This window comes from Enterobacter sp. UPMP701 (assembly GCF_053709515.1).
This window is the reverse complement of sequence record NZ_JBSKJN010000002.1, coordinates 19246-46207: the sequence shown is the minus strand read 5'-3', so window position 1 is coordinate 46207 and position 26962 is coordinate 19246. Positions and strand designations below refer to the sequence as shown.

24 protein-coding genes and 1 pseudogene are annotated in these 26962 nt (G+C 55.6%); 9 read left to right on the top strand and 16 right to left on the bottom strand.

What is annotated here, in order from left to right:
* Positions 1–80 precede the first annotated feature (80 nt).
* Positions 81–2258, top strand: a complete 2178-nt coding sequence (gene dinG, locus ACWKXT_RS05720; RefSeq protein ID WP_454531928.1) for an ATP-dependent DNA helicase DinG — start codon at positions 81–83, stop codon at positions 2256–2258.
* On the opposite strand, the gene ACWKXT_RS05715 is transcribed toward dinG, so the two are convergent.
* The 5 genes from ACWKXT_RS05715 to ACWKXT_RS05695 all read right to left on the bottom strand — a co-directional run bounded on the left by ACWKXT_RS05715 (position 2245) and on the right by ACWKXT_RS05695 (position 7612).
* Entirely contained in the window at positions 2245–2748 is a 504-nt protein-coding gene (locus tag ACWKXT_RS05715) for a fimbrial protein (protein WP_148242778.1), read from the bottom strand. The two genes, dinG and ACWKXT_RS05715, sit on opposite strands and share 14 nt — an antisense overlap.
* 7 nt (positions 2749–2755) lie before the next feature.
* Positions 2756–3742: a fimbrial protein gene (locus ACWKXT_RS05710; protein ID WP_454531927.1), complete on the bottom strand. Its 987-nt coding sequence runs from the start codon at positions 3740–3742 to the stop codon at positions 2756–2758.
* Between the two features lie 21 nt (positions 3743–3763).
* The gene (locus ACWKXT_RS05705; RefSeq protein ID WP_454531926.1) at positions 3764–6307 is read right to left on the bottom strand and encodes a fimbria/pilus outer membrane usher protein; all 2544 of its coding nucleotides are present in this window, start codon (positions 6305–6307) and stop codon (positions 3764–3766) included.
* Positions 6308–6331: 24 nt separating this feature from the next.
* Positions 6332–7006, bottom strand: a complete 675-nt coding sequence (locus ACWKXT_RS05700) for a fimbrial biogenesis chaperone (protein WP_454531925.1) — start codon at positions 7004–7006, stop codon at positions 6332–6334.
* A 69-nt stretch (positions 7007–7075) separates the two neighbouring features.
* On the bottom strand, positions 7076–7612 hold the full coding sequence (locus ACWKXT_RS05695) for a fimbrial protein (protein ID WP_454531924.1): 537 nt from the start codon (positions 7610–7612) through the stop codon (positions 7076–7078).
* Positions 7613–7867: 255 nt separating this feature from the next.
* Between ACWKXT_RS05695 and ybiB the strand changes: the two genes are divergently transcribed.
* Positions 7868–8830 (top strand): DNA-binding protein YbiB, encoded by a 963-nt coding sequence (ybiB, locus tag ACWKXT_RS05690; RefSeq protein WP_454531923.1) that lies wholly within the window; start codon positions 7868–7870, stop codon positions 8828–8830.
* A gap of 118 nt (positions 8831–8948) precedes the next feature.
* Here ybiB and ybiJ read toward each other — a convergent pair whose 3' ends face one another.
* The 3 genes from ybiJ to mcbA all read right to left on the bottom strand — a co-directional run bounded on the left by ybiJ (position 8949) and on the right by mcbA (position 10139).
* Positions 8949–9209 (bottom strand): DUF1471 family protein YbiJ, encoded by a 261-nt coding sequence (gene ybiJ, locus ACWKXT_RS05685; protein WP_048957009.1) that lies wholly within the window; start codon positions 9207–9209, stop codon positions 8949–8951.
* A 285-nt stretch (positions 9210–9494) separates the two neighbouring features.
* A complete protein-coding gene (locus ACWKXT_RS05680; protein WP_454528845.1) occupies positions 9495–9761 on the bottom strand; it encodes a DksA/TraR family C4-type zinc finger protein in 267 nt (88 codons plus the stop codon).
* 111 nt (positions 9762–9872) lie between these two features.
* Positions 9873–10139, bottom strand: a complete 267-nt coding sequence (gene mcbA / locus ACWKXT_RS05675; protein ID WP_454528846.1) for a DUF1471 family periplasmic protein McbA — start codon at positions 10137–10139, stop codon at positions 9873–9875.
* 243 nt (positions 10140–10382) lie between these two features.
* On the opposite strand from mcbA, the gene rlmF reads away from it, so the two are divergent.
* Positions 10383–11294 (top strand): 23S rRNA (adenine(1618)-N(6))-methyltransferase RlmF, encoded by a 912-nt coding sequence (rlmF, locus tag ACWKXT_RS05670; protein ID WP_454528847.1) that lies wholly within the window; start codon positions 10383–10385, stop codon positions 11292–11294.
* A gap of 45 nt (positions 11295–11339) precedes the next feature.
* On the opposite strand, the pseudogene ybiO reads toward rlmF, so the two are convergent.
* From ybiO to rhtA, 6 genes and pseudogenes are all read right to left on the bottom strand, one after another.
* A pseudogene (gene ybiO / locus ACWKXT_RS05665) lies at positions 11340–13545 on the bottom strand (mechanosensitive channel protein).
* A 125-nt stretch (positions 13546–13670) separates the two neighbouring features.
* The gene (gene glnQ / locus ACWKXT_RS05660) at positions 13671–14393 is read right to left on the bottom strand and encodes a glutamine ABC transporter ATP-binding protein GlnQ (RefSeq protein ID WP_454528848.1); all 723 of its coding nucleotides are present in this window, start codon (positions 14391–14393) and stop codon (positions 13671–13673) included.
* The gene (gene glnP, locus ACWKXT_RS05655; protein WP_003858462.1) at positions 14390–15049 is read right to left on the bottom strand and encodes a glutamine ABC transporter permease GlnP; all 660 of its coding nucleotides are present in this window, start codon (positions 15047–15049) and stop codon (positions 14390–14392) included. Before glnP ends, glnQ begins: the two co-directional genes overlap by 4 nt.
* 93 nt (positions 15050–15142) lie before the next feature.
* Complete coding sequence (glnH, locus tag ACWKXT_RS05650; RefSeq protein WP_080327814.1) at positions 15143–15886, bottom strand: glutamine ABC transporter substrate-binding protein GlnH; 744 nt, start codon at positions 15884–15886, stop codon at positions 15143–15145.
* Between the two features lie 361 nt (positions 15887–16247).
* Entirely contained in the window at positions 16248–16751 is a 504-nt protein-coding gene (dps, locus tag ACWKXT_RS05645) for a DNA starvation/stationary phase protection protein Dps (RefSeq protein WP_008501171.1), read from the bottom strand.
* A 299-nt stretch (positions 16752–17050) separates the two neighbouring features.
* Complete coding sequence (gene rhtA, locus ACWKXT_RS05640) at positions 17051–17938, bottom strand: threonine/homoserine exporter RhtA (protein ID WP_080327813.1); 888 nt, start codon at positions 17936–17938, stop codon at positions 17051–17053.
* Positions 17939–18292: 354 nt separating this feature from the next.
* On the opposite strand from rhtA, the gene ompX reads away from it, so the two are divergent.
* The gene (gene ompX, locus ACWKXT_RS05635) at positions 18293–18811 is read left to right on the top strand and encodes an outer membrane protein OmpX (protein WP_014883110.1); all 519 of its coding nucleotides are present in this window, start codon (positions 18293–18295) and stop codon (positions 18809–18811) included.
* A 104-nt stretch (positions 18812–18915) separates the two neighbouring features.
* Here the strand turns inward: ompX and ACWKXT_RS05630 are convergent, their stop codons facing one another.
* Together ACWKXT_RS05630 and mntS are read right to left on the bottom strand one after the other, a co-directional pair.
* The gene (locus ACWKXT_RS05630; protein ID WP_454531922.1) at positions 18916–20499 is read right to left on the bottom strand and encodes a phosphoethanolamine transferase; all 1584 of its coding nucleotides are present in this window, start codon (positions 20497–20499) and stop codon (positions 18916–18918) included.
* Positions 20500–20779: 280 nt separating this feature from the next.
* The gene (gene mntS, locus ACWKXT_RS05625; protein WP_454528851.1) at positions 20780–20908 is read right to left on the bottom strand and encodes a manganase accumulation protein MntS; all 129 of its coding nucleotides are present in this window, start codon (positions 20906–20908) and stop codon (positions 20780–20782) included.
* Positions 20909–21092: 184 nt separating this feature from the next.
* Between mntS and mntR the strand changes: the two genes are divergently transcribed.
* The 5 genes from mntR (at position 21093) to ACWKXT_RS05600 (ending at position 26959) form a co-directional block, all read left to right on the top strand.
* The gene (mntR, locus tag ACWKXT_RS05620) at positions 21093–21566 is read left to right on the top strand and encodes a manganese-binding transcriptional regulator MntR (RefSeq protein WP_023335001.1); all 474 of its coding nucleotides are present in this window, start codon (positions 21093–21095) and stop codon (positions 21564–21566) included.
* The gene (locus ACWKXT_RS05615) at positions 21563–22672 is read left to right on the top strand and encodes an anion transporter (RefSeq protein WP_454531921.1); all 1110 of its coding nucleotides are present in this window, start codon (positions 21563–21565) and stop codon (positions 22670–22672) included. The genes mntR and ACWKXT_RS05615 overlap by 4 nt, the downstream gene beginning before the upstream one ends.
* A gap of 101 nt (positions 22673–22773) precedes the next feature.
* Entirely contained in the window at positions 22774–23868 is a 1095-nt protein-coding gene (locus ACWKXT_RS05610; RefSeq protein ID WP_217480010.1) for an HlyD family secretion protein, read from the top strand.
* Positions 23865–25436 carry a DHA2 family efflux MFS transporter permease subunit gene (locus ACWKXT_RS05605; protein ID WP_219366928.1) on the top strand — a complete coding sequence of 524 codons (1572 nt, stop codon included), beginning with the start codon at positions 23865–23867 and terminating at the stop codon, positions 25434–25436. The genes ACWKXT_RS05610 and ACWKXT_RS05605 overlap by 4 nt, the downstream gene beginning before the upstream one ends.
* Entirely contained in the window at positions 25436–26959 is a 1524-nt protein-coding gene (locus ACWKXT_RS05600) for an efflux transporter outer membrane subunit (RefSeq protein WP_454531920.1), read from the top strand. The genes ACWKXT_RS05605 and ACWKXT_RS05600 overlap by 1 nt, the downstream gene beginning before the upstream one ends.
* Positions 26960–26962 lie beyond the last annotated feature (3 nt).

Genomic DNA, 26962 nt, shown 5'->3' with positions numbered 1-26962 from the left:
AAAGCCGGGCTTTTCTTTTTGCGGCAGCGAAGAGAAAGTGCCACAATAGTGGCTGTTTATACAGTATTTCAGGTTTTCCAATGGCTTTAACCGCTGCGCTCAAGGCGCAAATTGGCGCATGGTATAAGGCGCTACAACAGCAGATCCCCGACTTCATCCCCCGAGCGCCGCAGCGGCAGATGATTGCTGACGTGGCAAAAACGCTCGCCGGGGACGACGGGCGACATCTGGCGATTGAAGCCCCGACCGGCGTCGGGAAAACCTTGTCGTACCTTATTCCCGGCATCGCGATCGCGCGGGAGGAGGACAAAACGCTGGTGGTCAGCACCGCCAACGTGGCGCTGCAGGATCAGATCTTCAGCAAAGATTTACCGCTACTGCGCAAAATCATCCCCGACCTGCGGTTTACGGCGGCCTTTGGGCGCGGGCGTTACGTGTGCCCGCGTAACCTGGCGGGGCTGGCCAGCAGCGAGGCGACGCAGCAGGATCTGCTGGCCTTCCTCGACGACGATCTCACGCCGAACAACAAAGCCGAGCAGGAACTCTGCGCCACGCTCAAGATCGATCTTGACGGCTATAAGTGGGATGGCCTGCGCGATCATACTGATAAGGCCATCAGCGACGATTTATGGCGCAGGCTCAGCACCGACAAAGCGAGCTGCCTGAACCGCAACTGCCACTACTATCGCGAGTGCCCGTTCTTCGTCGCCCGGCGTGAAATTCAGGAGGCGGAAGTGGTGGTGGCTAACCACGCGCTGGTGATGGCCGCGCTGGAGAGCGAAGCGGTGCTGCCGGAACCCAAAAACCTGCTGCTGGTGCTCGATGAAGGCCACCATTTGCCGGACGTGGCGCGGGACGCGCTGGAGATGAGCGCCGAAATTACCGCCCCGTGGTTCCGCCTGCAGCTGGATCTGTTCTGCAAGCTGATTGCCACCTGCATGGAGCAGTTCCGCCCGAAAACCACGCCGCCGCTGGCGGTGCCGGAGCGGCTGAGCGACCACTGCGAAGAGGTCTATAGCCTGATTGCCTCGCTCAACAACATTTTGAATCTTTATCTTCCGCAAACGCAGGAAGCCGAACACCGCTTTGCGATGGGTGAGTTACCTGAAGAGGTGATGGAGATTTGCCAGCAGCTGGCGAAGCATCTGGAAAAACTGCGCGGGCTGGCGGAGATGTTCCTGAACGATCTTAGCGAGAAAACCGGCACCCACGACGTGGTGCGTCTGCACCGCATTCTGCTGCAGATGAACCGCGCGCTGGGGATGTTTGAAGCTCAGAGCAAGCTCTGGCGGCTGGCCTCGATGGCGCAGGCGTCCGGCGCGCCGGTCACCAAATGGGCCACCCGCGAAGAGCGGGACGGGCAGGTGCACCTCTTTTTCCACTGCGTGGGCATCCGCGTGGCCGATCAGCTGGAAAAGCTGATCTGGCGCAGCGTGCCGCACGTGGTTGTCACCTCTGCCACGCTGCGCTCCCTGAACAGTTTTTCTCGTTTGCAGGAGATGAGCGGCCTAAAAGAGAAAGCGGGCGACCGTTTCGTGGCGCTGGACTCGCCGTTTAACCACTGCGAGCAGGGCAAGCTGGTCATTCCGCGCATGAAATTCGAGCCGCTTATTGACAACGAAGAGCAGCATATTGCGGAGATGGCGGCCTACTTCCGAGAACAGGTCGAGAGTAAAAAGTACCCCGGCATGCTGGTGCTGTTTGCCAGCGGGCGCGCGATGCAGCGGTTCCTGGAGCACGTTACCGATCTGCGTTTACTCCTGCTGGTGCAGGGCGATCAGCCGCGCTACCGGCTGGTGGAAACCCACCGCAAGCGTATTGATAACGGTGAGCGCAGCGTGCTGGTGGGGCTACAGTCCTTTGCCGAAGGTCTGGATCTGAAAGGGGATTACCTGACGCAGGTGCACATCCATAAAATCGCCTTCCCGCCCATCGACAGCCCGGTGGTGATCACCGAGGGAGAATGGCTGAAGAGCCTTAACCGCTATCCGTTTGAGGTGCAAAGTTTACCTGCGGCGTCGTTTAACCTGATTCAGCAGGTCGGGCGTCTGATCCGTAGCCACGGCTGCTGGGGGGAAGTGGTGATTTATGACAAACGTCTGCTCACCAAAAATTACGGCCAACGGCTGCTGAACGCGCTGCCGATCTTCCCGATTGAGCAACCGGATGTGCCGGAAGTAAAAAAACGCCCGGCAAAACTGACCTCCGGGCGTAAGAAAAGCATCCGTGCTAAGGGGCGCGGTCCTACTGGTAAGTGAAGGTGACCTGAATAACGCTGTTGAAGGTGCCTGCGCTGACCGGCATTGAGGTGGTGTAATAGCGCGCGGCCAGCGGGAAATCGACGGTGTGGTCACTCTGGTTGACGAGCGCGCTGAAACTGGCCTGCGGGGCGATCAACATATTGTCCGGACGGTCTGCCAGCTCCAGCGCCAGTCCACCCGCGCTGCCCGTGTTGGCAAATTTGTTCGGATGGGCGGCGTCCGCCTGGCCCATAAATGTCGCCGTCGCAAGCGTGGTGGTCGACGGGCATTTTGAGAGCGTCAAATCAAACGCTTTCCACTCGCCGGTATCCCCCACGTCTTTAAAATTGCCCGCAACTGCCTGCCCTAAATCGACGGTCAGGTTCTGGCTTGCCGTATCGACTGAGCAGGTATTGGCATAAATATTTCCCGTCATCGCTATCTGAATGTCTTCAGCGTAAGCGGTGGACAACAGACCGAGAGCCAGCAAAATCAGCGTTTTTTTCATTATTAACCTACTTATATGCAACGGTAATGGTCGCCACGGTATTGGCCGGTCCGGGGGTGACGGTATCGCTTATCTGCTCGTAGCGTACCTTAAAGGGAATGTTTAGCGTTTCGTTGGCGTTCGCGGTGCCTGAGGTGGTGAAGTACTCATCAAAAGCGGGAACCTTGTTATCGGCGACGATAAATACCCCCACCCCTGTTGCCACGCCGCTTTCCGGGGTCAGCTTAATCACCCCTTCGTAGCCGGGGACATAGCCGTTCGCACTGCCGATCTTCAGCTCCGGCTGAACCGTGGTATTACAGTTCAGGCTAACGTTAAAGTCCTTTTCGTCGGTGAGCAGGCCGAGTGTGAAGAACTGGCTGACCGGGAAATCACCCAGTACCACGGTCAGGCTTTTTGGTGAGACGGAGCAGGTCACCTGCTGGACATTGATATTCCCTGCGTAGGAGACAGAGTTTGGATCACCGATGCCATCGTGGTGATATACACCAATCCCAAAACGGGTCTGGCTTTGATTCAGCGTGCCTGACGTCACCGTATCGCTGGTTTTGACCAGCTCAAGCGTAACGTCAAAGTTAAAAGAGAGATTGCCATCACTGGAGACATAACCCACAGGCGTTCCCGTTGAGATGCAGTTTACGCCTCCGGCTCCGCTGATGCGTTGGCCCCGATCGTTCATCAATGCAACACCGACACCAGGTACGCCAGAATCGTAGACGCCTTTCAGGCCCGGGATTTCCGCGCCAGTGCCGTAATAGCAAGAGACGATTTCCAGCCCGCTTTCTACCGCCTGATCGCAATGACCGGCGACATGGGTGATCTGTTCGGTGCCGGGAATGGTCTCGCCAACCGCCAGCGTCGTCGGGACGGAGATGGATGCCACATTGATCATTTTGGGCAGATCCGGCGTGGTGCATGTCGCTTTCGCATGCGGCATAAATAACGCGGCGGTTCCCAGAACCAGTAAGAAGAAGCACTGTTTAATCATTTGCATAATATTTGCCTGATGGATGCATCAATGACACTGCGCCGCAGCGTTGATAATGCTGGTTTTCTCGTTCTCATCCGTTAGCGCGTAGTCAGCGACGCAGTGCTCGCTCACATCCTCTCCCCAGGAGACGGCGAGGTGCCCTTGCTGTGGCAGACCTGAGAGGTAGGTCTGTCCGTCGTTACCGACAATAAATTCGCTGTCCTTATCCTCCGTGGTCACCGTTGCACCGAAGGGCAGCGGTTTGCCGTTGTGGGTGAGCGTCATCAGAACGCGACTGCCCACGCGGGTATTAAAGCTCGCACGCACCACGGCGCCGCGCGTTGGGGTCACCACCTGCGCCGCGTGCGTCACGTCGGCGTTGTCCGGCAGCGTTTCAGTATCCAGCGCGATGGTGTTATGGCGATATGCGGTGACGAACGGCACGACGGTATAGCCGCGGAAATCGGTCTCCACGCCCGTCTGGTTAGTGATATGCGTCCCGTGCGTGCCGGGTGCTTTCACCAGCGCGATGGTCTCACCCAGCGGCTGGCTCAGGGTGATGCCGTTCGCGTGGGCTACCACGCCACCCTGCAAACCAACGTTAACGGTCTGCTGATACTTATCCTGACTGACGCCGCCACTCACTTCGCCGTAGGTCGCTTTGTAATCGGCGTTCATGCTGGTCGAGTTACCGCTGCCGGTACTGCTCAAACCTTCCTGAATATTCCAGTTCAGGTTGTCTTCCTTCAGCGCCGTGCCGTTCAGGCCGATGTTCTGGGTGGTGCCGTCTTTGGTGTTATTCAGGTTGTAGGTGGCCCAGGTGTTATGCATCCAGTGATCCAGCGGCACCGAGACGCTCAGCGAGAACTGGTTGTCGTTCGTCACCTCATTACCGTCTTCATCACTGTCGTTGGTGTTTTTGTTCATGCTGTAACTGAGGCTGTAGCTCACGCCGTGCCAGCTGTTGTTGTAGCTGACGCTCATCGAGGTCATGTTCTGGCTCTGGCTCCAGTAAGTCTCTTTCACCATGCTCAGGGTGACGGACCCCCAGCCTTCAGGCAGCGTCTGGTCGACGGTGGCCTCGGTTCGGGCGCGGCGCTGCTGAGGGGCAGACCAGTCGTCAGAGCGGGTGTAAGACTCCATGGTGTCTTCCAGGGTGTAAAACCCTTTGCTGTTGTAGCGATAGCCCGCGAGCGAGAAGTTGGTGCCTGAACCGGCAAAATCTTTGCTGTAGCGCACGCGCCAGGACTGCCCCTTGCTGGACTGCTGCTTTTTCAGCAGGGCTTTCGCACGGGTGACGTCGATGGAGAACGCCCCTAAATCGCCCATGTTTTTCCCGGCACCGATGGCCTGTGACTGATAGTGGCTGCTCTGCTGCACGCCGCCGTAGGCGGTGAAACCATAGGGCAGGCCGTAAATCGCGCTGCCCTGAGCAAACGGGGTCTTTTCGACGTCTTTGTCATACGAACGATAACGCCCGGCGGTTACGCTGTAGCGCAGGTTTTTTTCACGCTGTAATACCGGAACGGAGGCAAACGGCACGACGAAATGGCTTTCGCTGCCGTCGGTCTCTTTGACCGTCACCTGAAGATCGCCGCTGCTACCTGTTGGGTAGAGGTCGTTAATCTCGAACGCGCCCGGTGCGACAGTGTTCTGGTAAATGACGTAGCCGTTCTGGCGAACCATCACCAGCGCGTTGCTGTGGGCGGTGCCACGAATAATCGGCGCATAGCCTTTCTCGCTGTCGGGCAGCATGTCGCTGTCGGATTTAAGCTCTACGCCGGTATAGGGCACGCTGTCAAAAACATCAGAAGGCGAAGTGCTTTGCCCAACGGTGAGATCGCTCTTCATCGCCACGATATCGCGCTGGGCATAGGTATAAACGGAGGAGAATTTTTGCTGCTCTTCCTTGCCCTGGGTGCTGCGATTCCACGTGGAGTAGTTGCGCACGCGCCAGGCACCGATGTTAAAACCGGGACGCAGGTTAACGTACTGGCTACTGTTATCCTGCTCGCCCGGCTGACGCGCATGGCTTTGGCTGGCGTTCGCGCTGTAATTAAGCAGGCCCGCATTAATCCCTTCGTCAAACTCTTTCGGGTCGATATAACCGCGAGGCACCTGGCCGAGCGCAGATTGAGGGATACTCAGCAGCAGCTGCTGGTTGCGAACGCGAAAAGTTGCGGATGCCGCAGGAATGGCGTGTAAATCGGCGCACTGGCCTTTGGCCATTAGGCGGGGATATTTTTTGGTTTTAATGCCGAGGCTTTTTAAATCGTCCAGGCTAAAGCAAGGCTGCAGCGTGCTGTTGCCCTGAGCGTCTTTCTGCAGCGTAAAGGTGACATCGCGGGTATCAATTTTATTGTTATTGATAAATACCGCGACCTGATATTTACCCGGCGCCTGGCCAGGGCCTTTTTCATAGACGGACAAATCGGTTTTTCCCTGCTGGGGATTATCAATATCCAGCAGGGCAGGGTTAAAATAATCATCAGCCATAACCTGCTGCGCAAAGATCGCCATTGCCAGGCCACAGAGAATGACCAGCAATGACGAAAATCGACAGGTAAACGGCTTTTTATCGCTGTACATGATTATTTTATTACCGGGGGAGTATTAATGAACGGATTTCGACCAGGTATGGCTGATGCTGCCGTAATCAGTAATAATGGACCAGGTGACATTCGAGCCGCCAACGTTACCCGGTAAGGCAAAATGCGTTTCCGTTTTCGGCACGGCCCAGGTGGCTTTTGTTACTTTCTGACCGTTCAGCGTGACGGTCTGGAAATTCATATAGAACGGCGTGGGGTTATTCACCACCAGATCGTTACCTTCACGATGCCATTCAAGTTTATCGGCCACATCTTCTGGTCTGCCTTTTACTGCAGTCGGGCGATAGAGCAATTTAATGCGGGTATTAATCGCAATTTGCAACGTATTCACGCCCTCAACGTGCTTTGAGGACGGGATCGCTTTAATATTCAACCAGTACAGGGATTCCCTGTCTTCCGGTAAATTTCCGCCCGTACGTACCACGCGCAGAACGTTATCTTCTTTCGCATCCAGACGGAAAAGCGGCGGGGTGATCAGGAACGGGGCTTTGGCCAGGTTTTTACCGCCGGAATCAACCCAGGACTGCACCAGATAATCCGTCGCATCTGGATTTGAAAGACCAAGAGATGATTCCTTTTTATCTCCCTGATAGACCAGACGAGTGCCATTAATAATGACACCTGCATGTGCAGTGGCGGCTACCAATAAAAGAGTGCTCAGTAAATAACCGTGGCGCATAAAGATTTCTCAATAAATAGATGAGATATTAATGCTCGCAAAAGCATTAATATCTCAGGATTGATAAGATCAGTTATAAATAACGGTGAAGGTCGATACAGAGTTAGCGGGGCCTGCGGTAATTGCCGGGCCGGTTTGAATATAGCGTGCGCCGAACTCCAGATCGTTAACCGCCGTGCCGGAGGTTAACTGATACTGCTGAGACGGCGTATACAGGCTGACAGGCTGCTGCGAGGCATCCACCAGCTGAATCGCCACCCCTGTTGCCGCATCGGTATCTGGCGTTAAAGCAAGCGTTGAATTGTTATTCGCATCCGGGGTCCCGCCAAAGTTAATGGCGGCGGAGGTAACCGTTTCCGGGCAATTGGTTAACTGAATATCAAACTTCGTTAATGTGCTGGTGGAGCCTGCACCGGTAAATACCGTTTTAGACACTTTGCCCAGCTGAACATTTAATGGATTACTTAACCCATTCACGACCTGGCAAGCAGAATCGATGATTTCGCCGGTGAAATTAATCTGGCCTTCACCGTTGGTTGCCGCAAATGCGGATGCAGAACATCCTACCGCTGCGGCGATGATTAAACCTAAAGCAACCTTGTTCATAACAAATCCTGGTATGTTTCTGGTGATAGCGTTGCCTGGACGTTTTCACCGTTGACCTTTAATAACTTTCCGCTGGTTATTTAAACAAATAATGACGAATTAAGAATCTTCTGTAGAAATCACAAATAATTGAAATAATCCTTGAGTTTCATTTTTTGTCATAAAAACAGTGCATTGATTGTGTCGAAAAAACTAACGTCCGGGCGTTCAACGGGGCTATATTGTTAATAAGATGATATTTTCAGGAGAAACGTCGTGGATTATCGCAAGATTATCAAAGAGGTAGGCCGGGGCAAAAACCACGCCCGCGATCTGGACCAGGAAACCGCTCGCGCACTGTATACCCATATGCTCAATGGCGAAGTACCGGACCTGGAGATGGGCGGCATCCTGATTGCGCTGCGCATCAAGGGCGAAGGCGAAGCGGAGATGCGCGGCTTTTATGAGGCTATGCAGGCGCAGACGCTGCGCTTAACGCCGCCCGTGGCAAAGCCCATGCCGATCGTGATCCCGAGCTACAACGGCGCGCGCAAGCAGGCAAACCTGACCCCGCTGCTGGCGATCTTATTACACAAGCTGGGGTTCCCGGTGGTGGTACACGGAGTCAGCGAAGATCCCACCCGCGTGCTGACGGAGACCATTTTCGGCATGCTGGGGATTGAACCCACGCGTCATGCGGGCCAGGCGCAGGCAAAGCTGGAGGGTCATGAACCGGTTTACATCCCCATCGGTGCAATGTGCCCGCCGCTGGAAAAGCAGCTTGATATGCGCTGGCGAATGGGCGTGCGTAACAGCGCACACACGCTGGCGAAACTGGCCACGCCGTTTGGCGAAGATGCCGCCCTGCGTCTCTCCAGCGTCTCGCACCCGGAATACGTGGCGCGCGTGGGACAATTCTTTGAGGCCATTGGCGGAAGGGCGTTACTGATGCACGGCACCGAAGGTGAGGTTTATGCGAACCCGCAGCGCTGCCCGCAGGTGATGCTGATTGATTCTGCAGGTACGCGCGCGGTTCTGGAGCGTGGGGAAGAGAATACGGGAGTCCTCCTCCCCGAGGCGAAAGATCCGCTCACCACCGCGCGCTGGATTGAACAGTGCCTTGCCGGAAAAGTGCCTGTGCCGCATGCCATTAAGCTGCAGATGGCCTGCTGCCTGCTGGCAACCGGGGAAGCTGACACGGTCGAGGCCGGTCTGAAACGCGTGGAAGCGGCGTTTTAGGCAAAAAAAAGCCCGTCCAGTGGCGGACGGGCAAGCAAGGGTAACATACAACAGGGTCAATGAGGGTTGGAGCAGCTCACCAGAGGGTTTGGCGAGGGTACAGCATTCATCCAGGCAATTATTTGTAGATAACCGCAGTACCGCTCAGTTTGTTATTGGTGTTAGCGGAAGTGATGGTGTATCCGCTTGCACCGGCAGCAGCAGCTTTCTCAGCCAGTTTGGCTTCCAGGCCGTCCAGCGTGGTCGCGCCTTCTGCACTTACCACACCGATTTTATTCATGCTCTGTGCCTGAGTGGTTGAAACAGGCTCTACAGCGAATGCACCAAAGGACAGAGCGGACAGGGCAACAGCAGCAACAGCATATTTGATGGTTTTCATAATTAATCTCTCGCAGGTTATTCTGTTAAGGGGACGATGTTCCGTCGATGTGATAAGTATCACGGTTTTTCGCGAGAGATAAAATCGAAGAGAATTGACGTGGTCAGTCAAAAAAATTGAATGACAAATAACTTATTGAATATTAATAAATTCAAACCAGCGCTTTACACTTCTTGCTGATGCGCTTTACAGAAGAACGGGGAAGGGCACATTTTGCTACGCGGTACGCTAAAAACCGTGAGCGTAAAGGTACGTGCAGGCAGGGTTAACTTAGGTAAAGGAGAGTCAGCGTAACTGGCTATCTTTCGATCCTCTGCGATTATAACCTGAATGTGAAGCATTTTTTGAATCTTTATCCTGCTGGCAGGCGATGCAAAACCTTACGCCGGGAATGGCTTTACGGCGTGCCTCCGGAATCGGCTCGCCACACTCTTCGCACTCCTTCAGACTTTCGCCGCGCGGAATCTCACCGCGAGCGCGCGCCACCGCATCTTCAATGGTACTGTTGATCTGTTCGTTAACAGCGTCATCATTTGCCCAGCCGGAAGCCATATATCCTCCTGAAATCGTGATACACCCTGCCAGTAATATGGGGTTAAAAAATGAACAATCAAGGGGGCAAACTGCATCTGGCAGGCAGATGCAGTCTTGTGGAGGGGGAAACTATTTATAGATGGTCGCCGTGCCGTACATATGGTTATCTCCGCCAGCGGAGTTCACCACGAAGCCTTTGGCACCTTCCTGGCGGGCTTTTTCGGCCAGTTTATTTTGCAGATCGTCCAGATTACTTGCGCGGCTTACCGAGACGGTGCCCGCCGGACGCAGCTGGCTGGTATCGGTGCTTTGGGTCAGCGACTGGACGGCCATTGCAGAAAATGAAGCGGTCGCCAGGACGCCGGCGATAACAGCAAGGGTCAGGTACTTTTTCATAATCACATCCTCATGAGGAAACAACAGGTGATTCCCTTTAAGTTTAGAAGCCTGCCGAGTGTGACTTAGCGCAAATATTTGATGATGATCTGCTTATTTTTTGAACGATAAAAATTGGCAATCCGCTGACAGATCATAGAGATAAAGGTGTTTGATTTATGACGAGTTTTTAAGCGGCGCAGAGAAAGATTTACCGCTGAGCCAGCAAAGGGTATCTTACGCCGCTGTTTAAAGGAGAACGCCATGACTTCCCACAAGCCGGGACTGCACCCACGAAACCGCCACCGCAGCCGCTACGACATGAACGCCCTGTGCCAGAGCTGCCCTCCGCTGCAGGACTACATTGTCCAGACCCCAGCGGGTGAGCCGTCTGTCAACTTTGCCGACCCGCAGGCGGTGAAAATGCTGAACAAAGCGCTGCTGGCGCATTTCTACGGTGTGGCGCACTGGGATATTCCGGAAGGCTTTCTCTGCCCACCTGTGCCGGGCCGTGCTGATTACGTTCATCACCTTGCCGATCTGCTTGCCGAAGATCGTGACGGCGCTTTACCCCAGCAGGCTTCCATCCTGGATATTGGCACCGGGGCAAACCTGATTTACCCGCTGATTGGCGTGCATGAATATCACTGGCGCTTTACTGGCAGCGAAATCGGAGCCGAGGCCTTTGCCAGCGCGCAGGCGATTATCAGCGCAAACCCTGGCCTGAGTCGTTCCATTCGTCTGCGTCGTCAGAAAGAGGCGGCTGCGATCTTCAACGGCATTATTCACAAAAACGAAAGCTATGACGCCACGATGTGCAACCCGCCGTTCCATGATTCTGCGGCGGCAGCCCGCGCAGGCAGTGAGCGCAAACGCCGCAACCTCGGTCAGGCGGAAGACGCCGCGCTGAACTTTGGCGGCCAGCAGCAGGAGCTGTGGTGCGAGGGCGGGGAAGTCGCTTTTATCCTGCGCATGATTGCAGAAAGCAAACAGTTTGGCCGTCAGGTGAAGTGGTTCACTACGCTGGTCTCCCGCGGGGATAACCTGCCTCCGCTCTACCGCGCGCTGACCGAAGCGGGTGCCGTAAAAGTAGTGAAGAAAGAGATGGCGCAGGGCCAGAAGCAGAGTCGCTTCATCGCCTGGTCGTTTATGGACGATAACAAACGTCGCAAATAGCACCCCATCGAAGGCCGGGTAAGGCGAAGCCGCCACCCGGCCCGGTTACAGCGTCGGCTCCTGCGGAGGGAGCGGTGAGGTGGGCGGCGGTAACACCTGATACGTCTGCACCGGCATCCGCACGTTCGCCAGATCGAAGTGTTTTTTCACCATGCTGTCGAGGGCGAAACGCACCGTCCACTGCTTCAGCGGCTGCGTGGTGAACGACACACGCAGGGTGAACGCCGTGTTGGTCAGCCCAACGATGCCGGCAAACGACGGTTCACCAATCACCAGCCCACGAATATCCTCCATCTCCATCAGTTCGCTGACTGCATCCCGCAGCGCCTGCTTCGCTTTATCCGCATCCTCATGACGATCCACATCGTAGTTGGCCACAACGGAGCCAATCCCGCGCACGAAATTGGCAAAGGTGGTGATCGATGACCACGGAATAATGTGGTACGCCCCGGTATCCTGGCGCACCCCGACGGAACGAATCGACATCCGCTCGACCGTGCCGGTCAACGGCCCGATGGTCACCAGGTCGCCGGTGTTCATCCCGTTCTCAAACTGGATAAAGATGCCGGTAATAATATCCTTTACCAGCGTTTGTGAACCGAAGGAGATCGCCAGCCCCAAGGCACCGGCACCCGCCAGCAGCGGGGCGATATTCACCCCGATCTCCGAGAGCACAATCATGATGGTGATGGTGCTGATAATCACCGCCAGCGCGTTGCGAAACAGCGTTAACAGCGTGCGTGCACGGGCGCTGGGAAGCGGTCTGCCATGAATATCGGACACCAGACGGTTTTCGATAAGGCTCGCCAGCAGCGTCCAGCCGACGGCGGAGAAGAAGAGAATCAGCGCGATACGAATTAAAATATCGACGGTTTTCTCACCTGCGCCGTTGTGCAGCCAGTTCCAGAAATCAAACAGGCTCCACGCATTCAGCAGCAGCATGATCGCCACGCAGACGGTCAGAATGCGCGCCACCTTAAGCGATACTGACATCCAGCCGTTCACCCGTTTTTGCAGTTCCGGGTAGTTACGCTGTACCTGCGGCGACAGGGTGACGGTTTTCGAGAGCCAGCGCGACAGCAGCCCCGACACAAAGGCCGCAACGCCGATAATCGCCAGGCTTTTGAACGTTGCCCCCATCATAAATTTCAGGCTATTGCCCGGATCGAACAGCGAAAAGAAGCACAGGACGATAAAGTACGCGCTCGCCAGCCAGTGCCACACCAGCGCGAAGGCGCGGATAAACAGGCTGAAGAAAGAGAGGGAACGATCGGCCAGATGTAGCAGACTTTCGGTGATCGCCTTTTTATTGTGAAAGATAAGGTAAAGGGACCAGACGGTTATACAGAGCATAATCATCACGTTCGCCAGCGCGCCAAACTGCACGTTAACCTGGTTGGAGATGATCGGCACGGCTACCAGCAGGCCGTAGCCTATCAGGCCGCTGAGTACGCTTAGCCGCACGGCCCAGTATTTCGCGCTGTCGTCGGTGATATTGAAAGGGCGAAGTTCAGGCACGCGCGGGCAAAAGATGACGCGCAGCACCGCTTTAAAAAATTCGATGAGCGCAAACGCATTCAGGAAGAGCGCCTGCTGAAAGGCAATGGTTTTGTTGCCCGTGTTGAGGCGATCGGCCACTACCTGGCCGACAAACAGCGTCAGCGCCAGCAGCAGTAAATCGATGATAAACGCCCCGGCGATCATCGCGGGAAGATGCAGCCAGCTGCTTTTATGCTGGTTCTTTTTTCGTCCCCAGTGGCCCATCCTGCGGTACAAAGGCCAGGCGCACCAGCCAGTAAAAAATAAAAACGGCGGCGGCCAGCATCAAAAACTGGGTGGCAGCCGCGGTAAAGGTTTGCGAATTGAACGCCTTATGCGGCGATCCCATCAGATTGCGGTAGAGCTGGGCAAAGCGTGAGGAGAGCGCTTCACCATAGTGGCGGCTGACGTCGGTGACGTTTTCCAGCACCGTTTTTTGCTCCTCCACCTGCGGCGGGGTGAGGACAGGAGCAGACTCCTGCGGTGGCGTGGCGGCGGCTTTACGCAGCTGCTCGATGAGCTCTTTGCGGGAGGCATCGTTCTCAAGGACGTCGGCAAGTGCGCTATAGGCCGCTTTTTTTTGTTCTGCATCCGGCTCCGGAGGCGGCTTATTTTGCTGAGTGGTGGTTGTTCCGGTGGTGACGCCGGGGATCGCCACGGCGAGCGATGGCGCACTAAACAGGCTTATCAACAGCAGCAGGATCCACGGCACGGCGTCCTCCGGCAAAAAATATCGTGCAAAATGATAAGTATAGAGGGCGAGAGGCGGAGGGGAGTTTTTGGGAACAATCTGGCGTAAAAAAGCCGGGCAAGCCCGGCTCTGTATGAAGCGATGTGTCAGGAGACGTGCTGCAGGAACTCCTGCAGGCGCTGGCTCGGCGGATTCGCGATCAGCTCCTGCGGGTTACCGTCTTCCGCGATGCGGCCCTTATCGATAAAGATCAGGCGGGAGGCCACTTTCTCAGCAAAGCCGATTTCGTGGGTCACGATCACCATCGTCATCCCTTCTTCTGCCAGATCCTGCATGACTTTCAGCACCTCGTGGCGCAGCTCCGGGTCGAGTGCGGACGTCGGCTCATCAAACAGCATCATCTTCGGTTTGACCGCCAGCGCACGGGCAATCGCCACGCGCTGCTGCTGGCCGCCGGAGAGTTCGGAAGGGTAGTGGTGCGCACGCTCCGCCAGGCCAACCTTCGCCAGCAGATCTTTTGCCAGCGCTTCCGCCGCCGCTTTGCTGGCGCCGCGCACGCGCAGTGGACCAAACATCACGTTTTCCAGCGCCGTCAGGTGCGGGAACAGGTAGAACTGCTGGAACACCATGCCCGCTTCCTGACGAATCAGACGCTCGTCCACTTTCGGGTCATTTACCTTCAGGCCGTCGACGATCAGATCGCCGCTAGTGATCTCTTCCAGCTTGTTGATGCAGCGCAGCAGAGTTGATTTACCGGAACCGGACGGCCCGATAATCACCACCACTTCGCCCTGCCTGATGTTCAGATCGATATTGTGTAGCACCTGGGTTGGGCCAAAGTGCTTGGATACGTTTTTAAATTCAATCACAGGATTTTCATCCTTCTTTCAAGACGGCGCAGAACAAAGCTCAGAACCAGCGTAATGATCAGATAAACAACGGCGACCGCACTCCAGATTTCCAGCGCGCGGAAGTTGCCAGCAATAATCTCCTGACCCTGACGGGTCAGCTCGGCCACGCCGATAACGATGAACAGGGACGTATCTTTGATGCTGATGATCCACTGGTTACCCAGCGGCGGCAGCATGCGGCGCAGCGCCAGCGGGAGAATAACGTGGCGGATCGTTTCGCGACGAGAAAGACCTAATGCCAGGCCGGCTTCGCTGAAGCCTTTATGAATCGACAGCACCGCACCGCGGGTGATTTCCGCGATGTAGGCGCCTGAGTTGATCATAATGGTGACCACGGCCGCGCTAAACGGATCGATGCGCAGGTCGGTGAAGGCCATTGGCAGGGCGAAGTAAATGAACATGACCTGTACGACAATCGGGGTGCCGCGGATCACTTCGATGAAAACCAGTGCGATGTGGTTTGCAATCCAGCCGCCGTAGGTGCGGGCGAAACCGGCGACGAGACCGATAATCAACCCACCAACCAGACCCAGGACCGAAATCCACAGGGTCATTTTAGCGCCTTCAAGCAAGAGTGGAATGGCAGGCCAGATGGCGCTCCAGTCAAACTGCATGATGTATTCCTGTATACCGTGGTGAAAAACGAAAAACGTAGGCCCGGCAAGCGTGAGCGCCGCCGGGCGTTACAAACCTGAGTTCAGGTAAAATTATTTAGGTTCGGTACCGAACCATTTTTTGTAGATTTCGTTGTAAGTACCGTTCTCTTTCAGCGTTTTCAGCGCGCCGTTAACTTTCGTGCGCAGGTCGTCGCTGCCTTTCGGGAACGCGATACCATACTGCTGTGCTTCCAGAGAGTCGCCTACGGCTTTGAACTTGCCGTTACCCGCTGTTTTGATGAAGTACAGGATGTTTGGCGTGTCGTGCAGAACGGCGTCAGCACGGTTGGTGCCGAGTTCCATGTACGCGTTGTCGATGTTCGGGAACTGGCGCAGATCTTTGGTTTTGATATTCGCTTTCGCGTAATCCACAGAACCGGTGCCGCTCTTCACTGCCACCACTTTACCGTCCAGGTCTTTTACGCTTTTGACGTCATTATTATCCGCTTTCACCATCACCAGCAGACCGCTTTTGTAGTAGCCGTCAGAGAAGTCGATCGCTTTTTTACGTTCGTCGGTAATGGTGATACCTGCCAGGGCCAGATCAACGTTTTTGGTTTGCAGCGCCGGGATGATGCCGCTGAAGTCCATTGGCTTCAGGGTGTAATCCAGTTTGAGTTCTTTTGCGATAGCGGCCCACAGATCCACATCAAAACCAACGTATTTATCACCCTGTTTGAATTCAAACGGAACGAACGCCGTGTCGGTCGCCACAACCAGTTTGTCGGCAGCCTGAGAGGACACCGCAAAAGCCAGGGTAAGTGCAGCCAGTGAAACTTTTAATACAGACTTCATAGCATTTCCTTTTATATCCACGGGGCGATCCCCTGCGAGAACGAGTGGCACAATGAAAAAATCGTGCCAACTTTACAAGCTGTTGTTTTGCAAAGGGGATGGAATCATGCATTGCACAAAAAACGGGGCAATGATGTCGTGTTGCACCAGAATGGAGCACCATTTTGGTGCGCTTCGTTTGGCTCAACTGACGGGGAGATATTTAGCGTCCATTCTGACGAAAAAACAATCTTCCGTTAACGGTTGTGTGAGGTGATTATTACAATTTCTTCACTTTTGCACCATCTCAGGCAAAAAGTGTGCACCACAGATGTGCAAAACCCTCACCGGAGGCGAGGGTTTGATAGAAAAGTCGTATGGATTATTCGATGTTGGATTCGATAAACCACAAGAACTGATCCAGGTCGCGGGACGCGGCGGTGAAGATGTCTGCGGTATCTTCATCTTTGGCTTCGCTAATCGCTTTACGCACGTCATTAGCCACGATCGCGTAACGGTCTGCCAGCTCTTTCAGGTGATCCTGAACGGTGTGGATATCCAGCGGGTAGCTTTTCAATGGCGTTTTGCTGTTGATGACCTGCGTGGTCCCCAGAGCAACACCGCCCAACTGTACGGCACGTTCAGCCATCGTATCGAGATGTGTCACCAGTGCTGTGCGGAAGCCATCCAGCATTTCATGGACGGCAATAAAGTTTGCACCGCGCATATTCCAGTGGGCCTGTTTGGTGATCAGCGAAAGATCGATGAACTGGATCACCTGGCGATTCAGCAACTCAATGGTCGCTTTTTTGTCGCTATCCGATACATCGTTACGGGTATAAAGCAGATTAGACGCTTTCGTTTTCACCAGTTTAGCGGTACTCATAATCTCATATCCTCTTGATGTTTATGTCCCAGGTAATTACGGAACTAAGTATAGCACCGGATTTTTCCTCTGCGGTCTGGCTGTGCCTATCGGTTTAATAGTAAGAAGGTGGTTGATAATTTAATTGATTGAAATTTCTGTTTATTTTTAAAATTGATACAGATCAATCTTAATTCAGGAAGAGGGAAATTGGCGGGTCTGGATATTTCGATAATAAGACAAACTATGTAAGAAATTATAACGAGGGATAATCTGGCCTTTATTCTGCATGGCCGTGAAGCCATGCAGAATATATGGCTTTAGCGGATGTCGACTTTCTCGACTTTGGGTTCAGGACGCATGGTGAGCGTTGATCCCATCGACGCCGCAATAATTGAGCAGAGCGCCAGCGTCTGGGTGAATGTCAGCGTTTCTCCCAGGAACACCATCCCGGAAATTGCGGCGAGAGCAGGCTCCATACTCATCAGGGTGCCAAATATGCGCGTCGGCAGACGCGTCAGGGCGATCATCTCAAGAGAGTAGGGAAGTGCTGTTGAGAGAACAGCGACCGCCAGGCCGATGGGCATGACTGACCATTGCCAGATAGACTCCGTGGCCTGCGCCATCCCGATCGGCACAAAAACGATAGCCGCAATCACCGAACCCAGGGCCACCGTTGCCGGGCCATGCTCCTCTCCTGCGCGCTGCCCGGTGAGGATGTAAACAGCCCAGCAGGCACCTGCCCCCAGCGCCAGCGCCGCGCCCGTGAGATCAATCTCAGAGACATTCTGGCCGAGCGGCAGCAGGAACCATAATCCCAGCACGGCTAACACGACCCAGATAAAATCCACCGCTCGACGGGAAGAGAAAAGCGCCACCGCCAGCGGACCGGTAAACTCCAGCGCGACGGCAATCCCCAGCGGGATGGTCTGGATGGAGAGGTAGAACATATAGTTCATTGCCCCAAGAGAGAGACCATAAAACAGAAGGGGGAGACGCTGCTCCTTTTTGAAGCGCAAACGCCAGGGTTTGAAAATGGCAACCAGTATCGCCGTTCCCAGCACGATACGTAGGGCTGTCACCCCGGGCGCACCCACCAGTGGGAAAAGCGATTTTGCAAGCGAAGCACCGCTCTGAATGGACAACATGGCAATAAGTATGACTGCTACCGGCAACCAGACCGACGACGTGCGGGATAACCCAGGCATCCTTTCTCCTGTCAGCTTATGTCAAATGAAGTAAAGGTTGCAGTGTAAAGGAAATATACGGCAGCGGTTGAGACTCCGTTGAAAAAAAGCATCATGAAATCCGTAAAATGGCTAAGCGCTGGTGGATTTATCGCCTGAAAGATTAGGAATAATCTGGATGAATGTAACAGCGCACACGCGCACTATGAGCATTTAGTAGGGAAAATTGCATGTGATTTGAAAGGGATAGCTGAGGCTGGAAACGTTTAGTTACAGGAAAAGCCTCATTAGACATCACGAATCGCAAAGAGTTTCGCAAATTTTTTTGATATATTTATAACTTACGGACTTACTTGAAGCACATTTGAGGTGGTTATGAAAAAAATTGCATGTCTTTCAGCACTGGCAGCCGTTCTGGCTGTTTCTGCAGGTACCGCTGTAGCGGCAACTTCAACTGTAACTGGTGGTTACGCTCAGAGCGATATGCAGGGCGTGATGAACAAAACTAACGGTTTCAACCTGAAGTATCGCTACGAGCAGGATAACAACCCGCTGGGCGTGATCGGTTCTTTCACCTACACCGAGAAAGATCGTACTGAAAACGGCGCATATAACAAAGGCCAGTACTACGGGATCACCGCGGGTCCAGCTTACCGTCTGAACGACTGGGCGAGCATCTACGGTGTTGTAGGTGTTGGTTACGGTAAATTCCAGCAGACCGAAAACCAGGGTCTGAACCGCACTGCAAGCACCAGCGACTACGGCTTCTCCTATGGCGCAGGCCTGCAGTTCAACCCAATCCAGGACGTGGCTCTGGACTTCTCCTATGAGCAGAGCCGTATCCGCAACGTTGACGTTGGCACCTGGATCGCGGGCGTAGGTTACCGCTTCTAATCACTTCGGTGAGCGAATAAAAAATCCGCCCAATGTGGCGGATTTTTTTTGCCTTTTCCCTCTCCCACAGGGAGAGGGCATCAGACCGCACGAGACGGCAGAAACTACTTACTCTTAATATCAAAAATATCCGTACCCAGATGGTTATAGTCAACTTTCTGTAACTTGAAGTTGGTAACGTACACTGGGGGCGCTTTTTTGTTAGAGATAAACGGGTAAGCAGTTTTTATCTCTTTGGCCTTAATCCCCGTCCACTGCGAGAAGAACTGCAGGAAATCATTCGCCGAGCGCCGCGCTTTAATAATGCGATGCGTTTTATCATCGCTCGACAGCACCATAAACGGCACCTGGAAGTTCTGCTGGAACGTATCGTCGTGCGCCAGATACTGCACTTCTTTCCCACGCTCTTTAAACGCCAGCCCGTGATCCGAGAAGTAAACCATAGAGAAGCTGTCGCCCGTATTGCGCAGTTGATCGTACAACTTGCTGAGCAGCTCGTCGGTTTGCGTCATGGTGTAGAGATAGCAAGAGGTCTCTTTCGACTGCACAAACTCTGCATATTTCCCGCCAGTGCGATCGCAGGCCTGCGGATGCGATCCCATCAGGTGCAGGACAATCAGCTGAGGCTGAGTGCGCGGGGTAGCAAAGACCTGTGCCGTCATTTTCAGCAGCGCCTCGTCTTTGGTATTTTTGTCGGCTTCAAAGTCGCCGCTTTTCAGGAACTGCACTTCGTCAGCACGCCTGGCGATACTGGCGATGGCCGTGTCGTATTCGCCAATTTGTCCCTGATTGGAGAACCACCATGTCTGAAAACCGGCGCGGTTGGCCAGGGTGACAAAATTATCCTGATACTGGGGTTTGCCATCCACCACGCGGTTCAGCGTCAGACCGAGTGATTTCTGCGTCGAGCCGCTGGCCGCAATATAGTCGGTAAACAGGGTGCCATTGACGGAGCTGGCAAACGGGGTGTTATTCCAGTGCCCGCCGAACGCCCCCATTGCATCGCGACGCGCGCTCTCGCCGATCACCACCACATAGGTGTGATATTTCGGCTTAACCGCCAGCACGTTCCAGGTGTCTTTCATCGTGGAAAGCTCAGCCATGCGCGCCTGCTCGTCGAGAACCTCTTTATTGTTCACCACGACGTCTTTTACGAAACGGAATACCGGGTAGCCGGTATCCTTCAGCTTGAATACGCCGCCCCAGGCCAGGTTTTGCACGGGCGTAACGAAAAACGTTCCCACGCTGAACGCCAGGCACAAATATTCTATTTTTCCCCATGCTTTTTTAGCTTCAGCTTTACGGCGAACCGCGATGACGCCAAGCGCAAAGATAAAGAGGCCGACGACGTAGCTGTACCACGGGAAGATCGTCAGGATCTCCGTCGACTCTTCCATATTGGTGGAGTGCAGCGCCAGCAGGGTATTGAAGTTTGGCGCGCCATACGCCTGGCCAAACGGGAAATACATCGCAGCAATCAGCGAACAGACCCCCACCAACGCTTTCTGCACGCGCGGGGCACTCCGCCACAGTACGTGGAGCACGCATGTGAACGCCACGGCGTAGAGCAGGCTAAACGGGTAGCCAAGCGCAAAGTTAATCAGCAGCGATTGCAGAAAGTAGAATCCCGTCCACGGGCTTAAGGCCCGGCTGCGGGTAACAAGTGTTTCTTTCAGGGTTAAGTTCATAGATCACTATCATGAAAACGCCATGTGCTCACCCTGGCGCCAAGGGTCAAAACCTGCCTGACAGTGCGTGGAAAGGGAATGAGAGGTCCGCTTCAGCGAGCCGCAAATTGTGCAGGGCTGCAAGAAGATAGAGCGAGCGAGTAATAAGGTCAACAGTTGCTAAGCAGATGTTTTGCGAAGGGGGCTGCAAATCCGTAAAAAAGATCGGGAATAGCGCGGCCGGAAGCCAGTGTACAGCGGAAGTGTGACGGAAAAATGAAGCGGCGTACCGCAACGCCGCTTAATGGGAAGGTTTGTCGTCCTGATGCGGTTTGTTGTTAAACATATCGCACAGCATGTTCAACAGCATTAAGCGCACTTTAAAGGGAGAGTGGGTAAACACGGTCATACACCTCTTGAGTTCGTTCATAAGACCTCCTGATTTCAGATCCCTTCGATCCGTGAAGGGTGACTGCATTACATACAGATATAGCACAGGCTATATTGTATAGCTATGGCTATTTCGTTAATTTTTTGTGCTTGCAGAGCTATGGTTTACAATGTGCGCTCTCGATACCGGGCGCTGGAAGCGTCACCCCCACTGAGGAAGTACAATGAACCGTCGTGCAGGTAAGCCAACAATGAGGAAAACGACGCAACTGGTGAACGTTGAAGAACATGTCGAAGGTTTTCGCCAGGTTCGTGAAGCGCACCGACGTGAACTGATTGATGATTATGTTGAGCTGATTTCCGATTTGATTCGCGAGGTTGGGGAAGCGCGTCAGGTCGATATGGCCGCCAGACTGGGGGTTTCGCAACCGACTGTCGCGAAAATGTTAAAACGTCTGGCCTCGGTAGGCCTGATCGAAATGATCCCCTGGCGCGGCGTATTTCTCACGCCGGAAGGGGAGAAGCTTGCGCAGGAGAGCCGCGAGCGCCACCAGCTTGTCGAGAACTTTTTGCTGGTGCTGGGCGTCAGCCCTGAAATTGCCCGCCGGGATGCGGAAGGAATGGAGCACCACGTGAGCGAAGAGACGCTGGTGAAGTTTCGCGAATTTACCCTAAAATATGGTCCCTCCGCTGAATGAAAATCCCTGGACTGCAGGCCCTGTCACGCGATCGTTTCTTCCATCTTTTATTAATCACTGGCGCAGGGTTAAGCCTCTTTGTGCCATTTGCCCCCCACGCCTGGCCCGCAGCCATTGACTGGCGCACCATCATTACCCTGAGCGGCTTGATGATGCTGACAAAAGGGGTCGAGCTGAGCGGCTATTTTGACGTGCTGGGACGTAAAATGGTGCGCCGCTTTGCCACCGAACGCAGGCTGTCCCTGTTTATGGTGTTTTCCGCCGCGGTGCTGTCGACGTTTCTGACCAATGATGTGGCGCTGTTTATCATCGTGCCCCTCACGCTCACCCTGCGTAAGCTTTGCGAGATCCCGGTCAGCCGACTGATCATCTTTGAAGCGCTGGCCGTGAATGCTGGCTCGCTGTTAACGCCCATCGGTAACCCGCAAAATATTCTTCTCTGGGGACGTTCCGGCCTGTCGTTCGCCGCCTTTACCTGGCAGATGGCGCCTCTGGCGCTGGTGATGATGCTGTCACTGCTGGTGGTATGCTGGTTTGCGTTTCCGGATAAAAAGCTGCAATACCACAGCGGAACAACCGGCCCGCAGTGGCAGCCGCTTCTGGTCTGGAGCTGCCTCGGGCTGTATATCGTCTTTCTGTTCGCCCTGGAGTTGAAGTATGAGCTGGCGGGCGTTCTGCTCGTCGCCGCGGGCTTTGTCGTGCTGGCGCGGCGCGTGCTGGTGAGCGTGGACTGGACGCTGCTGCTGGTTTTTATGGTGATGTTTATCGATGTGCATCTCCTGATTCAGCTTCCAGTGTTGCAAAACGTTCTGCACAGCGTCAGCGCGCTGTCGCAGCCGGGGCTATGGCTGACGGCGATTGGCCTGTCGCAGTTTATCAGCAACGTACCTTCCACCATTCTGCTGCTTAACTATGTTCCACCGGACACCCTTCTGGCCTGGGCGGTGAACATCGGTGGCTTTGGGCTGCTGCCCGGCTCGCTGGCAAACCTGATCGCCCTGCGTATGGCCAACGACCGTCGCATCTGGTGGCGCTTCCATCTCTGGTCAATTCCGATGCTGTTCTGGGCCGCGGCGATCGGTTTCGGACTATTCCTTCTCATATAGTGCGCAATTTGTCAGTTTTTCCTGGCAAACGTATAGCAACGTCCTAGCTTTAGTGAACGGCATAGTGTGATGCCGCTCACTGACAGGACCGTTGCTGAACTATGGCTGAAGATCAAAACCCGCCTGCTGACGAGCAGGACAAAAACAATAATGAGCGTAAGCGCCCCGGCAAAAAACCGTTAATTATCCTCGGCATTGTCGTGGTGGTAATGGTCGTCGTGGCGCTGGTCTGGTGGTTTTTAACCCGCAACGAAGAGACGACCGACGACGCCTTTACCGACGGCGACGTGGTGACGATTGCCCCCAAAACGGCAGGCTACGTCACGGAGCTGCGGGTGCGAGATAACCAGCGCGTGAAAAAGGGCGACCTGCTGGTGGTCATCGATCCGCGCGATACCACCGCCCAGCGCGATCAGGCGCAGGCCCAGCTTGGGCTGGCTATCGCGCAGCTGCATCAGGCCCAGGCGCAGCTGGCGCTGTCAAAAGTGCAGTACCCCGCCCAGCGTGACGAAGCCAAAGCGCAGGTGCTGAAAGCGCAGGCCGATCTGGCGAACGCCCAGGCGGAGTACCGTCGCCAGCGCGGCGTCGACCCGCGGGCGACCACCCAGCAAAGTATTGATTCCGCGAACGCTCAGCTGCGCAGCGCCCAGGCTGGCCTTGCCAGCGCGCAGGCGCAGCTGGAAGTGGCGGAGCAGGTACAGCTGCAAATTCGCCAGCAGGAGACCAACGTAGAAGCGCGCGAGCGTCAGGTCGATCAGGCTAAAGCGCAGCTGGAAACCGCGAACCTGAATCTCTCTTACACCGAGGTCCGCGCCCCGTTCGACGGCTTTGTCACCAAACGCAACGTGCAGCCCGGCACGCTGGTGCAGGCGGGCACTGCCCTGTTCTCGCTGGTCTCCCCTAACGTATGGATAGTGGCGAACTTTAAAGAGTCCCAGCTCGAGCGCATGAAGCCCGGCGATAAGGTCACCGTCTCCGTGGATGCGTGGCCGGATATGGAGCTAGAGGGCCACGTCGACAGCATCCAGCAGGGCAGCGGCTCGCGCTTCTCCGCCTTCCCGGCAGAAAATGCCACCGGCAACTTCGTCAAAATTGTGCAGCGCGTGCCGGTCAAAATCGTGATTGATAAAGGCCTCGATCCGAACAAACCGCTGCCGCTGGGGCTGTCGGTTGCACCGAAGGTGACGGTGGAATGACGGATCACAGCCACGATAACTGGAAACCCGCCAGTAACCCATGGGCGGTGGCGATTGTCGTCACCCTGGCGGTGTTTATGGAAATTCTGGACACCACCATCGTCAACGTGGCGTTGCCGCACGTGGCGGGGTCGCTCTCGTCCAGCTATGACGAATCCACCTGGGTCTTAACCAGCTATCTGGTGGCGAACGGCATCGTGCTGCCCATCTCGGCGTTTTTGAGCCGGGTGTTTGGCCGCAAGCAGTTCTTCCTGATCTGCATCGTGATGTTTACCGTCTGCTCGTTCCTCTGCGGAATCGCCACCGAGCTGTGGCAGATCATCCTGTTCCGCGTCATGCAGGGCTTCTTTGGCGGCGGACTGCAGCCCACGCAGCAGTCGGTACTGCTCGACTACTTCAAACCCGAAGACCGGGGCAAAGCGTTTGGTCTCTCCTCTATCGCCATTATCGTTGCGCCGGTGCTTGGCCCGACGCTGGGCGGCTGGATCACTGACAACTACTCCTGGCGCTGGGTGTTCTTTATCAACATCCCGGTTGGGATTGTCACGGTGCTGGCAATCTACCAGCTGCTGGAAGATCCGCCGTGGGAGAGTAAATCGAAAGAGAAGCTGACGATCGACTGGACGGGGATCGGCCTGATCGCCTTAGGGCTCGGCTGTTTGCAGGTGATGCTCGACCGGGGGGAAGATGAAGACTGGTTCTACTCGAACTTTATCCGCACCTTCGGCGTGTTGACGCTTATCGGCATTATCGGCGCCATCTACTGGCTGGTGTATGCCAGAAAGCCGGTGGTGGATCTGCACTGCATGAAGGACCGCAACTTTGCCATCTCCAGCCTGCTGATGGCGGGGATGGCGATGATCCTGTACGGCAGCTCGGTGGTGATCCCGCAGCTGGCGCAGCAGGATCTGGGCTATACCGCCACCTGGTCCGGGCTGGTGCTCTCGCCCGGTGCGGTGTTGATTGTGCTGACCATCCCGCTGGTGCTGAAGCTGATGCCGGTGGTGCAGACGCGCTGGATCATTGCTTTCGGCTTTACCTGCCTGGCGGTGTCGTTCTTCTGGTCCCGCACATTGACGCCGGATATTGACTTTGAAACGCTGGTGCTGTTCCGCAGCGCCCAGTCGATTGGTCTGGGGTTCCTGTTTGTGCCGCTCACCACTATCGCCTTTATCTCGATCCCGAGGCGGCTTAACGCCGACGCGGCGGCACTGTTTACCATGTTCCGCAACGTGGCCGGCTCGATTGGGATTTCACTCTCGACGGCCGCCATTACCGAGCGTTCGCAGGCGCACAGCGCCCATCTGGCGTACCACGCCTCGCCGTTTAACGAGCAGTTCCAGCAGGCGATACGCGAAAGCGCCCAGGCGATCCAGAACTTCACCACCCAGGTGGGCGACCCCACCGGCATTGCCACCGGGCGGATGTACCAGACGATGATCGAGCAGTCGCGCTTTTTGGCCTACATCGACGTCTTCACCATTCTGAGCGCGGTGGCCTTGCTACTGATTCCGTTTTGTTTGTTGCTCTCGCCGGTTAAGAGCGAGGGGAGTGCAGGAGCACATTGATGATACACAGACGTTTACACCCCCTGATGATTATGATGCTGCTGGTGGGCTGCGCCGTCGGGCCGGACTACCAGCAGCCCGCACCGCCTGCCGTTACGCACTGGAACGATAAGGGCGACAGCGCGGTGAAATCGCAAACCACCTCCGCCGCGACCAACCCGCGCTGGTGGAAGACCTTTGGTTCGCCGCAGCTCGACAGCCTGGTTGAACGCGCCATTGCCGGGAACCTGACGCTGCAGCAAACGGTGCTGCGCATCGCAGGAGCGCGTGAGCAGATTAACCAGGCGGGCGGGGCGTTTTTCCCGTCGGTGAACGGCAATCTGCAGGCGACGCGTCAGCAGCCTGGGCTGGAAGGGGAGCTGAAATCACACGGCGTGTACGACCAGCTGGATAATGTCGATCCTGAACTGCGGGGTGCGCTTGGGCCTCTGACGCAGCCGATCAATCTCTATCAGGGCAGCTTCGATGCTCAGTGGGAAATCGACCTCTGGGGCAAGGTGCGCCGTCAGGTGGAAGCCGCCGAGGCGCAGCAGAAAGCCGCTATCGAGCAGCGTAACGACGCGCTGGTGTCGCTGGAGGCGGAAGTGGCGCGCGCGTGGCTCCAGCTGCGCGGGGCACAGAGCATTATCGCCACGCTGAATACCCAGATTAAAAGCGCCCAGCAGACGCTGGATCTCACCGAAAGCCGCCAGCGGGGCGGGCTGTCGCCGCAGATGGACGTGGAAAACGCCCGGGCGCAGCTGGGGAATCTTGAAGCACAGCTGCCGCAGTATCAGGCTCAGGAGCGGCAGGCGATGAACGGCCTGGCTATTCTGCTCGGCAAGCCGCCGGGGGCGCTGGATGCCGAGTTACAATCCGTGCAGCCGATGCCCGCGCTGCCGGATATCGTGCAAACGGGTATCCCGTCGACGCTGGCGCGCCGTCGCCCGGACGTGCGCGAAGCGGAGGCGAACCTTCATGCCGCCACGGCGCAAATCGGCGTCTCGGTGGCGGAGCTGTTCCCGAGCTTTACCCTCTCCGGGCAGTTTGGCCTGCGCAACAGCGAAAGCAACTGGCTGACCGACTGGAGCAGCCACTTCTACAGCTTTGGCCCGCAGGTCTCCATTCCCATCTTCCAGGGCGGTCGACTGGTCTCCAGCGTCAAGGTGGCGCGTGCGCAGCAGGGCGCGGCGGTGCTGGACTATCGCCAGACGGTGCTGACGGCGCTCGGGGACGTGGAAAATGCGCTGGTGAGTTATCGCACCGACCAGCAGCGCGAAGCGGGTCTGGCGAAAACCATCGACGCGCTGCAAAACGCTTTTGATCTCGCCAGCGACAGCTACCGGCAGGGGATCGCCAGCTTTATCGACGTGCTGGACGCCCAGCGGCAACTGGCGCAGGCCGAGCAGCAGAGGGCGCAGGCGCAGGTCCAGAGCGCGCTCGATCTGGTCGCGCTCTACAAGGCCCTCGGCGGCGGCTGGGAGCCGTATCAGCAGGTGCAGCTTCCGGATTACAGCGTCTTTGGCGACGCCCCGCGCGGATAAATT